This is a genomic window from Deltaproteobacteria bacterium (genome assembly GCA_040223695.1).
Taxonomy (GTDB): domain Bacteria; phylum Desulfobacterota_D; class UBA1144; order Nemesobacterales; family UBA2774; genus JAVKFU01.
Genome location: JAVKFU010000017.1, coordinates 56537 through 70453, shown reverse-complemented (window position 1 = coordinate 70453; position 13917 = coordinate 56537). Strand labels below are relative to the sequence as shown.

The following is a 13917-nucleotide window of genomic DNA, read 5'->3' as shown; positions in this document are numbered from 1 at the left end:
CTTAAGATTTAAAAAGGGGTGATTTACTATGGCTACCGGAAAAAGGGACTATTATGAAGTGCTGGGGGTGGAGAGAGGCGCGAGCCCTCAGGAAATAAAGAAGGCGTACCGCCGTCTTGCGATGGAATACCACCCGGACCACAATAATGAGCCCGAAGCCGAAGAAAAGTTCAAAGAGCTCTCCGAGGCCTACGGGGTTTTATCAGACTCCGAAAAGAGAGCCCGCTACGACAGCGGAGGCTTTTCCGGGCTTGACGGAATGTCCGCCGAGGACATCTTTAGCGGTATAAATTTCGGGGATATTTTCGGAGGAGGCGGTTTCGGCGGCAGCATATTCGACGAGATATTCGGTTTCGGGCGCAGGAGAGGTCCGGCCAAGGGAAGGGATATAGAGGTGGAGATAGTCGTGCCTTTAAAGAGGATTCTCACCGGAGGGGAGGAAACCGTTAGGTATAGCAGGTCGGTTACCTGTCCCGAGTGCGACGGATCGAGGGCCAGAAAGGGCACGGAGCCCAGAAGCTGCGAGGAATGCGGCGGCGCGGGACAAAAGGTTTATACAACCCAGCAGCAGGGTATGACGTTTCAGCAGGTGGCTGTTTGTCCGTCCTGCCACGGAAGGGGAGTGATAATAGATGACCCGTGCCCGGAATGCAGAGGAACGGGGAATGTAGAACGCGAAAGTGAGATGAAAATCAAGATTCCGGAGGGAGTCGAGGAAGGCATGGCGCTTCGCGTAACGGGACACGGGAATCTGAGCCCTGAGCCCGGCGGCCCTCCCGGGGACCTGATAGTCGTAATCAGAACCGAGGATGACCCCCGGTTTGAGCGGAGGGGCGACCATTTGCACAAGGTGGAAAAGATACACGTCGCGGACGCTGTCCTGGGTACGAAACTCGATGTTCCCACTCTGGTCGGAGAGGTAGAACTTAAAATACCCGCCGGCACACAGCCCGGCACGGTCATGAGGCTTGCAAATGAGGGCCTTCCGAATTTCAGAAGCGGGAGGAGGGGGGATATTTATATAAGGATTCAGGTCGAAATACCCAAAAAGCCTTCTTCCGAGGAAAAGAAATTATACGAGCGGCTAAAGGAATTATCCGCCGATAAAGTAAATTAATATAAGGACGGTCAATTTCTATCGCGAGAAATTGACAAACTCCTCCCCTAATCAGCAGACGGCGTATTTAATTAATAGCTTTCCCACCCGACGGAAAATGGAAAACTAAGCGTGCGGTACTCCTCTGTTCTCTCGATTCCGTATGCGACGTCAAGAGTTACGTGATTTACCTCGTCCGGAATCCGCTTGAAGTAAACATAGCCTTTCACAGCCGCCCTCGGATAGACTATGCCCGGCCTCAGCGCCTCGGTTACCACATCCTTTGTGCTGACCGGTCTGGAGTAGTAATACGGGGCGGGCGGGGAGTACCAGACAGGGCTGTAGGAGTAAAATCCGTAAGGTCTGTAATACGGTCCGTAATAACCCCATGGTCCGCCGCGGTAATAACCACCGTAATATCCCCCTCCTATGCCGATCGATACCCTGGGATAAGAGGGGTACGCGTAAGCTTTTTCCGATGAAGCAAGAATTCCCGCGACAGCCTCCGGCCCAAGAGGAGCGCTCTGCGTCCTGAATTCGTCGAATAGAACGATATCTTCGTAAGTGAAGCTGAGCGTTTTATCCGAAAAATTCTCAATCTCGATATAGAAAGGCGTTACGTAGCTTTCGAGATTGCGCGGCGAGCCCGTCCAGTATGACGGGATAACGGTTACCCTCACCCCGTCCTCGCTCGTGTGAATAGTAGGCGTCGGGTTGAATTTCGGCTCTTGAGGGCGGTAATACCCCGCCGGATAACAGCCGGTTGAAAGTACTGCCAGCATCAAAAGGCTAAGATAAAAAACCGGATGTCGGATAAATGGTTTTAACATTTTGGAAAACTTGACACTTGTTGCTTTACCGAGCACTGGAAAAAGTATAATGAATGAATAGTAGGGTTGCGAGAAATTTTTACCTGACCCGCTTCTGATTTGGATTAAACATCCACATTTGCTACAATAACCATCAAAAATCAGAAGGAGATCGGGAGAAGATGGGTAAATATCCGCCTGGCTTGGACGTTACAGTCGATTATAAATTCATGGACGCTGTTTTTCAGAGGAGGTCGAGACGGTTCGGCATGGGAATGGAGATAGAGAGGGGTCCGCTCTCTTATAAATCCAAGCACGAGCCCGTGCCTCTGACGGAGCTTGAAGAGGCGATTATAGTCTGGAACGGGCTCGGCATAAAAAACATAAACCTGTCGGATTTCCCGCCCCACGTGGGGCTCGATCTCGAAATGCAGTTTACAAGCAGGACGATCCCCGCCCTGGGCGATGTCCACAGAACCGAGCTTTTCTATACCAACGACGAAGGCACTTACATGGTTAAATTGCACGACAAGCAGCCCGATGATTTTAGGGGCCTAGAGGCGCTGAGCCGCGAGGAGAGGGTGGACCGTATACTCGAGCTCTTCAGGGAATCGAGGGTAACGCTTGAAGACAAACGGGCCGATCTTCCTTCCAAGCCCCCTGGTATCGCAGCCCATAACCTCTGGAACGTCAACAAACCGGGGACTACATTGTTTATGCCCGTGACCGATCTTTCCGCGTGCATAATCAACCTGTACTTCTTCTATATGAGGCCGGATCACAGGTTCAACTTCGTCGATGAGCTTCACGGACTGAGACCGCCCGGAACGGCCGAGTGGCTTAAAAAGGGATTTCTCGACGAGGGTAAAAGGATGCCGCTCATAGAGGCCGAGCTAAGATTCGCGAACGGGTATATCGCCGAGCAGGCGTTCATGGGTCAGAACATGGCGCTCACCCTTCAGACTCTTGGGCTCGGGGGATGGCTCTTTAGCGGATTCGCGAGCATGTTCATGCTGGGCGGCACCCCTTTCAACAGGGGACTGGGTTTCAGGTTCACCACACCCGAGATAAAGGGTGAGACGGGCAATCCGAATCCGGTGGCTGTCGGCAAGGACGGTTTATTCGAGGCGTTCTGCCCGCCTTACTATAAGGATATGGGTGAGGCGGTAGAGGCCTTTAACGATGCGAAATGGACCAACTGGGAATCCCATACAATGCCGTACAAAAATCCCGAGGGGATTCTCCAGGAAGTCGAGAGGCCGAGCAGGGAGGAAATTCAGGTCGTAAAGGATATATGCAATTACGTATACGATACCTACGGACGATTCCCGGCGTTTTCGGATCCGATGTTCCTCAGGTTTATGGTACAGGCTCACCACCTGGATCTGGACTTCTATGACGAGTATTATCCGCCGGGGGCCTATACCGAGAATCACAAGAATCATTTCAAACTGTGGCACCCGGAGATTCCCGACCCGTTTGAAAAATAAGACTAACTTAATCGCAGGTATCAGGTTGATGAAAGGGACGATTGCGATAACGCTCGCAATAACCGGTGAAATTGATAAATGAAAAAAATCTATGTAAGCGCTCGATATCCGGGAGGCTCGATTGAGCGGCTGAAAAAAAAGTACGAGGTCAGCGAGTTTTCGGGAGAGTGCCTGCCAACGAGAAAGGAGCTTCTCGAGGGCGCCCGGGGCTCCTCAGCCGTAATAACGACCGTTTCAGATGCGGTCGATAAGGAATTTATCGATATGCTCCCCGATCTGAAGATAGTCTCCAACTGCGGCGTGGGCTATGAGAACGTAGATGTGGATTACGCGACTAAAAAGAGAGTAATGGTCACCAACACCCCGGACGTGCTTACGGAAACAACAGCCGACCTGGCATGGGCGCTGCTGATGTCCGCGGCGAGAAGGGTGGTCGAGGGGGATGCCCATGTCAGAGGGGGCGAGTTCAAATGCTGGCACCCTTCGCTCCTCATGGGGCGCAACGTACACGGTAAGACGCTCGGCATATTCGGTATGGGGCGTATAGGCACGGCGGTGGCGAGAAGGGCTTCGGGTTTTAATATTAGCGTTATCTACCACAGCAGGAGCAGAAAGGAAGAATCCGAGAGAGAGACGGGGGCGGTGTACGCGGATTTTCCCCGGCTGCTCGAAGAATCCGATTTCATTGTTATTACATCCCCTTTAAATGAAGAGACGAGAGGGCGTTTCGGACTTGAGGAATTCCGTAGAATGAAAGCCACCTCGATTATAGTAAACGTCGGCAGAGGGCCGATAATAAAAGAAGACGAGCTTGCGTCAGCCCTCCGGGACGGGCTCATATGGGGGGCGGGTCTCGACGTGTACGAGAATGAGCCTCGGGTGAACAGCGAGTTGCTCGGGCTTGAAAACACTGTTCTGCTGCCGCATATCGGCAGCGCGTCCCGGGAGACGAGGGAGAGTATGATCGATATGGCTGTCAGGAGCGTGGAGCTGGCTCTGGGGGGCAAAGCTCCCGTGCATCTTGTAAATCCGGAAGTGCTGAAACGGTAATTAGACTCTCCCGGTGGGGGAATTTGCACGGGCTTGATAAATCTCCTTTCTGCCTTAAAAGACCCCGTTACTGGGAATTCAGGGTCGGGAACATGTTCCTGTTGCCGGTGAGTTTTTTTATGGTCTTGAAAATATCGCTCTCTTCGAATTGGGACGGATGTATGGGTTCCGATTCATCATCCTCGAAAATTCTCTCGTAGGAAATCAGGAGCGCTTTTGCCTTTGCAATCTGAAGCTTTGGCGGTTCGTGCGGGCCGCCCAGAAGCGATTCTATCAGCTCTTTGCCTCTATCCTCGCCGTATTCTTTAATGCCCTCCTCGAGAAATTTCTCATAGACTGTATTTGTTGATTCGGGCTCCTTTTTCGCATCGGGGCCGGCGGACTCGTATATCGTAATCAGCTTGTTCGAAAGGCTCTTAATCCTGCTCATGTCTTCATGAATAATATCTATTTTCTCCATGAGTCCGGGCAGGTCGCTATAATCAATATCGGAGAGATCAAAGCCCCGGTAGTTAACCGGTATATCGGAATCATAATCATTGAAATTATCTATCATCCTGGTCACCCTCCTTTAAAAGGTTTATATATTAAAATTCTATGAATTCTCGGTTAAAGTTTCAAGCCCTTTTTTATTTGTCGATCGCCTCACCTCCTGTCACGCCTTATGACCGGCTGAGATTTAAGACTGATTTTTATCCTTTCTCTCTTGCGTTTTACCGGCGCCGGACCCGAATAATGATTTAAAGGGCATCTTCAGTATAAAGAGAAGAACGGACGGGCGCAGAAAAATAGACGTAAACTGCCACATGTCAGAAGGGGTAAGGTAAATTTTAGAATCCCACACGCCCATCTGGCCGCTTAAAACAACGAAATCCCCTTCGACTGACGAGTCGTTTACCTTTATTTCAAAGTCACCTGCCGGGCTTGTAACCTTCATGACACCTCCAATTTTAGTAAAGCTGTGAATAGTCTGTTTACATTATCTCACAAAGCCCTGCTGTTTGCCAATAGGTATTCCGGCGCGGATAAATCGGTGAGGCGTGTTTTAAATTGTGGAGAGATAATTGATGTGTTTGTTAGAGAGGTTTACAGAATTGCCTTTTTCATCACGTCCACAGGCGCATCCATTCCGGTCCAGATCTCGAAACTCTCCGCTCCCTGATAAAGAAGCATACTCAGTCCTCCGGATGCCTTATGTCCATTCTTTCGGGCTTCCTCTACCAGTTTGGTCACCGGGGGTTTGTAAACGAGATCATATACGACGGCGCTTTCTTTGAGCGATTCCAGAGGCAGTTCCAATGCGCCCGCCCCTTCCATCCCGGCGGATGTCGAATTTACTATTATGTCCGTATCGAAGACGCGGGATTTTATTTTTTCCTCATCGTTCAGTGCTACCGCTTCTATTTCTACATTTTTAAAATGCGACCGGAATACCGCTCCCAGGTTTTCCGCCTTTCCTAACGTTCTGTTTGCGATACATATCCTTTTGGCGCCGTTCATGCAAAATGCGGACATCACGGCCCGCGCCGCGCCGCCCGCCCCAAGCAACAGAACATTCGAGCCATCGGGCTTAAAGTCGAGGTCTTCCCGGGCCGCTCTCAGAAAACCGCCCACGTCGGTGTTGAAGCCAGAGAGCTTTCCGTCGCTGTTCATGACGGTGTTTACCGCGCCTGTGTGTTTTGCGTCGGGCGCAATTTCATCGAGAAAGGGAATGATGCTCTCCTTGTGGGGAATCGTTATGTTTATCCCCTTTATTCCCAGGGCTCTTATTGCTTCCGCGGCCTGTCCTATGTCTTCAGGATTTACGTCGAAAGCTGCATAAACACAATCTAGTCCCAGCGCCTCGAATGCGCTATTGTGCATTACGGGAGAAAGGCTGTGTCGTACGGGGTGACCGAATATGCCGTATACGTTTGTCGTTGCTTTTACTTTCAATGTTGGAGATTCCTGCCGTTAATATTAACACGTAATATGTTAATCGGATTTCGTCAGGGCCGCTTTTACCCTTTCCACATCTCTTTTTATTTGAGCCACCAGCGCGTCCACGCTTTCAAAGCGCTCTTCGTCTCTTATCCTCTCCACGAACTCGACCTTGATGCGTTTGCCGTAAATATCGGAATTGAAATTGAAAATGTGTGTTTCGATAAGGAGTTTATTTTCCCCGAAAGTGGGCCTGAATCCTACGTTTGTTATGCTGTCGAATTTCTTATTATCAATAAACGCGTGTGTCGCGTAAACGCCTGTTTTGGGGAGTATATCCCAATCCGTTTCCAGATTGGTTGTTGGAAAGCCGATCTTCCTTCCCCTTTTTTCGCCTTCTTTTACCTGACCTTCGATGTAGAAGTCATAGCCCAAAAACTTGGCCGCCTTTCTTGTATCTCCGTTCAAAAGGAGATTCCTGATAGCGGTGCTGCTCACTATTTCATTGTCTATCAGCACGGGTCCTATGACCTCTGTTTCGAACCCGTTCTCTTTTCCTAATTTCTGAAGAAGCTCGGCGTTTCCCTCTCTTTTGTTGCCGAAGGAAAAATCGGGTCCTACGATCAGATGTTTTACGTTGAGCTTGCCGACCAGTATATCCGTTATGAAATCTTTTGCCGGTATTTTGGAGACGTCTTTGGTGAATGTGTAACACGCGGTGTAGTCCACACTTTCTTTTTCAAGCAGCTTGAGTCTTTCCCTGATAGGAACCAATAATGGTACGTCGATATTTTGAAGCACCTTCTGAGGGTGAGGATGGAATGTTATAACGCAGGTGCTGAGGCCCTTTTTCCCCGCTATATCCTTTATCGATTTTATAATCTTCTTATGCCCGACATGGACTCCGTCGAAGTTTCCTATGGTAGCGGATGTATGGTCGTCTATTGGCTCTTCAGGGTCGAATATTACTTTCATAGCGTTAATTATCGGAAAAGATACTGATTCATTTCATATCAATACACGCTTTATGTAAATGGTTTGCGTGAGAGGGTTCTTAGTCCGTAATCTCCATTTTCTGAGCTTTTTGTGCGGGGGAAATGCTCAACTCGGCAGATTTATTTAAATTTCGCCGATTTATAAATGTGGAAAATATTACCATAACGTACTCAAAGTGGAATATTCACGGATAATTTGTGATTAGTTTTAGTCCGGACGAATAAATTCAGAATTAATAGGCATCGTAATTTAAGCGGACGCTTACTTTCTCCAGAACGCGGGCGTTATAAGAACGAGCACGGTGAACAGCTCGAGCCTTCCGGTTAGCATGAGAAATGAAAAGACAACCTTGGTAACGTTGCTAAGGTTGGCGTAATTCCCCGCCGGGCCGACCTCTCCAAGACCCGGGCCTACATTCCCAAGAGTCGCAGCGCAAGCCGAAATTGCCGTAATAATGGGGAGATCCTCGGCCGCCATTACTACAAGAGTGCCGACTAAAAATATAAAAAGGTATATCAGGAAGAAGCTCGTAATACTTGATAGTACGTCTCCACTGACAGGTTTTTTGTCAATTCTGATAGGCACGACCGCTCTCGGATAGATAATTTTATGCATCTCGTTGTAGCCCTTTTTGGCAAGAACCATCATTCGGATAATTTTTATTGAGCCGGACGTGGAGCCGGCGCACCCGCCGAAAAACATCAGGAGCAGAAGAAACCATTTAGCGAATGAGGGCCATAGGTCGAAATTCTCGGTTGCGAATCCGGTTGTCGTGCTTATGGAAAGGACCTGAAAACCGACATATCTGAGGGACTCGAAGAAACTCATATAAACCGACCGCCAGAGCTCAAGGGAGATTACCAGGATCGCGGTTACGTTGAGGAGAAGATAGAACTTGAATTCGGAGTTTTGTGTCAGCCGTCTGAAATTTCCGTGTAAAAGCCAGTAGAGCAGGACGAAGTTTATGCCTGCGATAAACATGAAAACAGTAATAATTACATCTATAAGAGAGCTGTTGTAAGAGGCGATGCTGAGATTTTTCGGTGAGAAGCCGCCGGTTGACATTGTGCTGAACGAATGAAGCACGGAATCGAATACCGGCATTCCCGCAAGTGCGAGAAACAGAACAAGCGCCATGGATAATCCCAGATATACAACCCACAGTTTTTTTGCCGTTTCAGTGACCCTCGGAGTGATTTTTTCAGTTGTAGGACCGGGTGCTTCAAGCCCCATAAGCTGCATGCCGCCCACCGCGAGCCTCGGAAGAATCGCTATTGCGAGAACTATTATTCCCATACCGCCCAGCCACTGGCTGAAGTTTCTCCAGAAGAGGATTCCGTGAGGTAGGGACTCTATATCGGTGATTACGCTTGCCCCTGTTGTGGTAAATCCCGCGACCGACTCAAAAAAAGCGTCCGCAGGATTTGTCAATGCCCCGTAAAGCATGAAAGGGATGGCGCCGAAAACACTCGCACCGAACCATGCTAAGGTGGCTATGAGAAAACCGTCTTTTCTCTCTATTTCATTTGCTGCGTCTGAGGGTCTGGTCAGTTTCTCCAGTGTAAAGCCCAGAGAAGATGTAATGAGAGCCGAGACCACGAATGCCCATAGATCGTCTTCACGGTAAAATAGCGGAAATACCGCCGGGACGAGCATCAATAGCCCCAGAAATTTCAAAATATTCCCGAATATGTGCAATGTGAATCTTAAGTTCACTGGCCTAGGATATTCTCGACTTTTTTTATAGCTTCCGGAAGAGCAAATATAATCACTCTGTCATTGAACTCGGGCATATAGTCTCCTTTGGGTATGATGATCTCGTCGTCTCTGAGCGCGATTCCCACTATCGATCCCTCGGGGAAGTGAACGTCCTTTAGCGCTTTCCCAAGAATTTTAGTATTCTCGTCAATGTTGAATTCGAGAACTTCAGCCCTGCCCTCCTCCACAAGAGCGACGTGCGCCACCCCTCCTATATGGAGGAGACTCAGAATTTCATTAGCTAAAGCAAGCCTCACGCTTATAGCCCTGTCGACACCTATGACCTCAATCAGGTCGATATAGTCCGGTTTCGTGTAGAGAACCGTTGTTCTTTTGACTCCCAGGTTTTTTGCGAGTAACGCGCTGAGGACGTTTTTTTCATCATCGCCAGTAAGGGCCAGGAAATAGTCCGCCGACTCGACTCCCGCCTCTTTTAGAGTCTCCGAGTCCGTGGCGTCCCCCTTGAACACCAGAACCTTGTGAAGCTCCTCTGCCGCTCTTTGCGCCCTTTTCGGATCGTGGTCGATTAGCTTTACCTTTATCCCGTTATCCGAAAGTGTTTTTGCAACCCCCATCCCCAGCCTCCCGCAGCCCATTATTACCACGGATTTTATATATTCCTCTTCCACGCCGAACAATTGCTTAAGTTTATCGAGTACGTCTGTATTCCCGAGGGCAAAGACGTAGTCATCGCTCCTGAGCCTGGTTTCTCCTGTCGGGATAGTTATTCTGCCGTCTCTCGAAATAGCGACGAATATCCAGGCCCTTGCCGGACCAAGGTCCGCGAGCCTCTGTCCCACTATGGGTGTATTTTCCTCCACCTTAAGTTTAAAGAGTTTAATCCTGCCCCTGGCAAGGGTTTCGGATTTCCATGCGAAGGGTGAACTTATAAGGCTCGTAATTTTCTCCGATATGATGGAGCCCGGATTGACTATATCGACTTCCGACTTCTCAAGGGTACCCGGATACTCAAGATAATCCTTATCCCTGATTCGCACGATAATTTTCGGGACCCCTACGTATGCCGAATAGGTAGAAGCAAGTATATTGGTCTTGTCGTCCCCTGAAACGGCGAGCATAACGTCCGCTTTCTCTATTCTGGCTTCCTTCAGCACCTTGGGGTTATCGCCGTCACCTACTATGATAAGCACGTCGAGAGATTCCTTGAACCTGTCGGCCGTCTCCCAGTCCTTTTCTATAATCACTATATCGTGCTCGTGCGAGAGATTTCTGGCAAGGAAAGATCCGACCTGGCCCGCGCCGATTATTACTATGCGCATTTATGCTCAAACCTCACGATCATATAGTCTCTCCGGCCTCAGCGGGGCGTGATTTTATCTTGTAGAGCATTACAAGGCCCAGCAGCACAAGCCCGATTGAAATTAGCTGAGCCTGCGAGAATCCCGGTATGAAGCTTGGAGTGGTGCTTCTGATGAACTCTATAAGAAATCGCTGAACTCCTAAAATAATAAATGTAACAGCCGACAGCCAGCCGGTCGGATAATTCTTCTTCCGAATGCTCCAGAGGAATATGAATATAATCGTCATGCTTATTGTGTCGTACACTTGAGTAGGGTGGACTCTTTCGTATGTAGGAGGGGAGCCGTCGGGGAAGGATATGGCCCAGGGGAGATTCGAGGGAATTCCGTAATCATCTCCGACCAGGAGACAGCCGACTCTCCCTATAGCGTATGCGATTACGAGTAAAGGGGCTATAGTGTCCGTTACTTCCAAAAAGCTGACGCGCTTCATCTGCGTTACGAGCCATATCAGAATCAACGCTCCCAGGAGACCGCCCAGGAATGTAAATCCGGATGCCATGTATCTTACGGGGTCGCCTATAAAGTCTGAAAAGCTCACCTGCTGGTAGAGGAAAAGAAGCTTCGCGCCTCCGAGTCCCCCGACTACGCATGCTATCAGAAGCAAATCGTTCAGATTGCCGTTCATGCCTTTTCGCTTGAATTCCGATTCTCCCAGTATATACGCAGCCAGAAAGGCAATCAGAACCATCACTGAAAATGAAGAAACGTATATATCTCCTATTCTGAATAGAGTGGGGTACATATTTTGCTCCCTTGCGTTATTGTGGAAGATAAGTCTTACATGGTTTGCACCCATCCGCAAACACTAAAACAAACCCGGGAAGGCCGGTTAATCGGAATATTTTCGGTTCGGGCATAGGCGCGCCCTTAAATGAAGTTTCGTTAGTCCCTGATTGGTACCGGATATTTCAAATATTCCCGGACCTGAGCTCGCGTGTTGTGGTAATTTATTTAACTATGCGTATCAGTTTGACCGTTATCCTGCTATTGATAGCTCTGCCTATTCACTCGCTGTCCGGTGAGCGATGTGCGGATTACAGAGAGACGGACATTACACCTCGGGAAATCCTCTCGCATATTAAGTATCTTGCTTCCGATGAGCTTGAGGGGAGGATGACCGGCGCCATAGGGGGCGACAGGGCTGCGCACTACATTGCCGGGTGTTTCAAGGAATCGGGACTTTTGCCTTTCGGGGATGACGGAACGTACTTTCAAGGATTCCCGCTCTCAGGCGGGGTTGAGCCCGGGAAGTTAAACTCCCTTGCGCTTACTATTAGCGGCGACAAGAAAAAGCTTGAGCCGGGCAAGGATTACTTTCCTCTCGGCTTTTCGGCAAACGGCGAGGCCGCGGGCGGGATAATATTCGCCGGATACGGGATTACCGCCCCCGAGCTTGATTACGATGATTACAGGGGCATCGATGTGGAGGGGAAAATTGTACTTGTCCTCCGCTTTACACCCGACGGGCTCGACATCGAGAGCCCCTTTTACGATTACGCGGACCTCCGTTACAAGGTTTCCAATGCCGAGGAAAAGGGGGCGGCCGCAGTTATATTTACCACCCCCGATTCGGAAGATTCGGAGGATGAATTGAGTTCTTCTCTTTTTCGAACCCCGGCGCCGCGAGCGGGGATTCAGGCGGTGATAGTAAGAAGCGGGATAGCCGAAGAAATATTATCCGCAGCGGGAAAGGAGCTTGGCGAGCTTGAAGAAACGCTCTCGGGAAAAAAAGGTGGTCCTTTCGCTATTAGAGGGGCCGAGGCGGAGATCAGCACGGAGCTGATAGAGGAGAAGAGAGCAAGCGCAAACGTGCTGGGTTTTATACCCGGTAACGACCCGGCTTTGAAAGATGAGGTGATTGTCGTAGGCGCTCACTATGATCATCTGGGCAGAGGCATATGGGAGTACAAAGACCCGGAGAGGGCTGCGGAGGGAGAGATATTTAACGGCGCGGACGATAACGCCTCCGGCGTTGCGGGACTGCTGGAGCTGAGCGAATACTTTTCAGATGCGGATAATTCCATGAAGAGGAGCCTCCTGTTTATAGCGTTTTCGGGAGAGGAACTCGGGCTCCTGGGCTCGACTTATTATATCGATCACCCTGCCGTCTCACATGAAAATACTGTCGCCATGATTAATATGGATATGATGGGAAGACTTAATGAAAATAAACTGATCGTGTTCGGAGTCTCATCCTCCCCCGAATGGCAAAGTCTCATCGCTCAGGCGGGTTCAGGCTTGAATCTGGAGTTGACATTAGAGGATTCGGTGTTCGCACCGAGTGACCAATTGCCGTTTTATGAGCATGAAATACCGGCCGTCCAATTTTTCACGGGTCTCCACGATGAATACCACACCCCGGGTGACGACTGGCAATTGATTAACTCTGAGGGTGAGAAGCGGGTTCTGGCTCTGATTTCAAATCTGATTATGGAGCTGGGTGACCGCAAGGATAAAATAACTTTCTCCGGATTAAAAATCCCAGGGGTTGCTGCTTCCGGGTTTTCGGTGTATCTCGGCACTATTCCGGATTACGCCGGGGCGGGAAAGGGGGTGAGCATAAGAGGCGTAAGGGCGGGCAGCCCAGCCGCCGGGGCGGGTCTTGAGGCCGGTGACAGGATTGTCGGATTGGCCGGGATTGAAGTAGAGAGCATATATGATTTTGGCCGTGCGCTTGAAAGCCTCACGCCCGGTGTCCCTGCGGAAATTGTAATTATCAGGGAAGGGAAACGTATAAAGCTCAACGCCGTACCGGAGAAGCGGTGATTATTTTTATCTTGCAAATATCTGAATTTTTTATTATGCCGCAAATCGTGTATCCGTGATTCCGCTCTATAGAAAATGTGAGAAGAAGCGAATGCATCCGTCAGGGTTTCCAGGGGCTATAGTCGATTTTATGGATTTGATCAAGCGAATAAGCGACCGACCGTGAAAGCTTTTCACCGTACTCGGCGATCCAGTCGGGAGGGGCCTCGGAATAAAAGTCGTTAAGGGTCATCCATTCTCCCCTTGAGATTATTCGTCCGTCCACGACTCTTACCAGAAACGCTGTCATATCCCCCCCGTCCATTGCGTTCAGCACCTCACACTCAGCGTATGAATGGGCGTCCTCGAGCACGGGGCTTCCGGTAACGCCGGTCTTATAACCGATATCCTTGAATTTGTCCCTCTCCCTGCCAGTATAAAAACCGAAGTTTTTAACGAGGCTCAACTGATCTTTTCTTAAAAGGTGTATCGTAAAAGCCCTGCTGTTTATTATGAATCCGTGCGTATAATTGCCTTTCCATATGCCGACCAGAAGCCTTGGCACGGTATGAACTATCGAGGACGTAACCGCCGTTACCGCGATTTGCCCGTTCACTTCTCCGTCCCAGGAACTCGTTATCGCAACCACAGGCGATAGAGACCAGAATATGCCGGCTACAGCCGATCCTTCTTCCTTGCTCATTTTTCATATCCCTCGGTTCGAGAAAATT

At 49.6% G+C, this 13917-nt stretch carries 13 protein-coding genes; 4 read left to right on the top strand and 9 right to left on the bottom strand.

Annotation, left to right across the window (positions count from 1 at the left end; all coding sequences use genetic code 11):
* Nucleotides 1-28: 28 nt before the first annotated feature.
* Entirely contained in the window at nucleotides 29-1117 is a 1089-nt protein-coding gene (dnaJ, locus tag RIG61_08200; protein MEQ9619139.1) for a molecular chaperone DnaJ, read from the top strand.
* Nucleotides 1118-1188: 71 nt separating this feature from the next.
* Here the strand turns inward: dnaJ and RIG61_08195 are convergent, their stop codons facing one another.
* Nucleotides 1189-1878: a hypothetical protein gene (locus RIG61_08195; GenBank protein MEQ9619138.1), complete on the bottom strand. Its 690-nt coding sequence runs from the start codon at nucleotides 1876-1878 to the stop codon at nucleotides 1189-1191.
* A gap of 209 nt (nucleotides 1879-2087) precedes the next feature.
* Between RIG61_08195 and RIG61_08190 the strand changes: the two genes are divergently transcribed.
* The gene (locus tag RIG61_08190) at nucleotides 2088-3395 is read left to right on the top strand and encodes a hypothetical protein (protein ID MEQ9619137.1); all 1308 of its coding nucleotides are present in this window, start codon (nucleotides 2088-2090) and stop codon (nucleotides 3393-3395) included.
* Nucleotides 3396-3473: 78 nt separating this feature from the next.
* On the top strand, nucleotides 3474-4445 hold the full coding sequence (locus RIG61_08185) for a D-glycerate dehydrogenase (protein MEQ9619136.1): 972 nt from the start codon (nucleotides 3474-3476) through the stop codon (nucleotides 4443-4445).
* A 67-nt stretch (nucleotides 4446-4512) separates the two neighbouring features.
* Here RIG61_08185 and RIG61_08180 read toward each other — a convergent pair whose 3' ends face one another.
* The 7 genes from RIG61_08180 to RIG61_08150 all read right to left on the bottom strand — a co-directional run bounded on the left by RIG61_08180 (nucleotide 4513) and on the right by RIG61_08150 (nucleotide 11183).
* Nucleotides 4513-5001 carry a hypothetical protein gene (locus RIG61_08180; GenBank protein ID MEQ9619135.1) on the bottom strand — a complete coding sequence of 163 codons (489 nt, stop codon included), beginning with the start codon at nucleotides 4999-5001 and terminating at the stop codon, nucleotides 4513-4515.
* A 123-nt stretch (nucleotides 5002-5124) separates the two neighbouring features.
* Nucleotides 5125-5382 carry a hypothetical protein gene (locus RIG61_08175; GenBank protein ID MEQ9619134.1) on the bottom strand — a complete coding sequence of 86 codons (258 nt, stop codon included), beginning with the start codon at nucleotides 5380-5382 and terminating at the stop codon, nucleotides 5125-5127.
* 149 nt (nucleotides 5383-5531) lie between these two features.
* Nucleotides 5532-6380 carry a shikimate dehydrogenase gene (locus RIG61_08170; GenBank protein MEQ9619133.1) on the bottom strand — a complete coding sequence of 283 codons (849 nt, stop codon included), beginning with the start codon at nucleotides 6378-6380 and terminating at the stop codon, nucleotides 5532-5534.
* A gap of 39 nt (nucleotides 6381-6419) precedes the next feature.
* Complete coding sequence (locus RIG61_08165) at nucleotides 6420-7340, bottom strand: bifunctional riboflavin kinase/FAD synthetase (GenBank protein MEQ9619132.1); 921 nt, start codon at nucleotides 7338-7340, stop codon at nucleotides 6420-6422.
* Between the two features lie 282 nt (nucleotides 7341-7622).
* Nucleotides 7623-9017: a TrkH family potassium uptake protein gene (locus tag RIG61_08160; protein ID MEQ9619131.1), complete on the bottom strand. Its 1395-nt coding sequence runs from the start codon at nucleotides 9015-9017 to the stop codon at nucleotides 7623-7625.
* A gap of 56 nt (nucleotides 9018-9073) precedes the next feature.
* A complete protein-coding gene (trkA, locus tag RIG61_08155) occupies nucleotides 9074-10399 on the bottom strand; it encodes a Trk system potassium transporter TrkA (protein ID MEQ9619130.1) in 1326 nt (441 codons plus the stop codon).
* 19 nt (nucleotides 10400-10418) lie between these two features.
* The gene (locus RIG61_08150; protein ID MEQ9619129.1) at nucleotides 10419-11183 is read right to left on the bottom strand and encodes a prolipoprotein diacylglyceryl transferase; all 765 of its coding nucleotides are present in this window, start codon (nucleotides 11181-11183) and stop codon (nucleotides 10419-10421) included.
* 215 nt (nucleotides 11184-11398) lie between these two features.
* Here RIG61_08150 and RIG61_08145 point away from each other — a divergent pair, with 215 nt between their 5' ends.
* Nucleotides 11399-13207: a M28 family peptidase gene (locus RIG61_08145; protein MEQ9619128.1), complete on the top strand. Its 1809-nt coding sequence runs from the start codon at nucleotides 11399-11401 to the stop codon at nucleotides 13205-13207.
* 100 nt (nucleotides 13208-13307) lie between these two features.
* Here the strand turns inward: RIG61_08145 and RIG61_08140 are convergent, their stop codons facing one another.
* Nucleotides 13308-13889 carry a flavin reductase family protein gene (locus RIG61_08140; GenBank protein ID MEQ9619127.1) on the bottom strand — a complete coding sequence of 194 codons (582 nt, stop codon included), beginning with the start codon at nucleotides 13887-13889 and terminating at the stop codon, nucleotides 13308-13310.
* Nucleotides 13890-13917: the final 28 nt, after the last annotated feature.

Coding starts and splice junctions, on each gene's coding strand:
- dnaJ (MEQ9619139.1), top strand. CDS start 29: ATGGCTACCGGAAAAAGGGACTATTATGAAGTGCTGGGGGTGGAGAGA.
- RIG61_08195 (MEQ9619138.1), bottom strand. CDS start 1,878: ATGCTGGCAGTACTTTCAACCGGCTGTTATCCGGCGGGGTATTACCGC.
- RIG61_08190 (MEQ9619137.1), top strand. CDS start 2,088: ATGGGTAAATATCCGCCTGGCTTGGACGTTACAGTCGATTATAAATTC.
- RIG61_08185 (MEQ9619136.1), top strand. CDS start 3,474: ATGAAAAAAATCTATGTAAGCGCTCGATATCCGGGAGGCTCGATTGAG.
- RIG61_08180 (MEQ9619135.1), bottom strand. CDS start 5,001: ATGATAGATAATTTCAATGATTATGATTCCGATATACCGGTTAACTAC.
- RIG61_08175 (MEQ9619134.1), bottom strand. CDS start 5,382: ATGAAGGTTACAAGCCCGGCAGGTGACTTTGAAATAAAGGTAAACGAC.
- RIG61_08165 (MEQ9619132.1), bottom strand. CDS start 7,340: ATGAAAGTAATATTCGACCCTGAAGAGCCAATAGACGACCATACATCC.
- RIG61_08160 (MEQ9619131.1), bottom strand. CDS start 9,017: ATGCTCGTCCCGGCGGTATTTCCGCTATTTTACCGTGAAGACGATCTA.
- trkA (MEQ9619130.1), bottom strand. CDS start 10,399: ATGCGCATAGTAATAATCGGCGCGGGCCAGGTCGGATCTTTCCTTGCC.
- RIG61_08150 (MEQ9619129.1), bottom strand. CDS start 11,183: ATGTACCCCACTCTATTCAGAATAGGAGATATATACGTTTCTTCATTT.
- RIG61_08145 (MEQ9619128.1), top strand. CDS start 11,399: ATGCGTATCAGTTTGACCGTTATCCTGCTATTGATAGCTCTGCCTATT.
- RIG61_08140 (MEQ9619127.1), bottom strand. CDS start 13,889: ATGAGCAAGGAAGAAGGATCGGCTGTAGCCGGCATATTCTGGTCTCTA.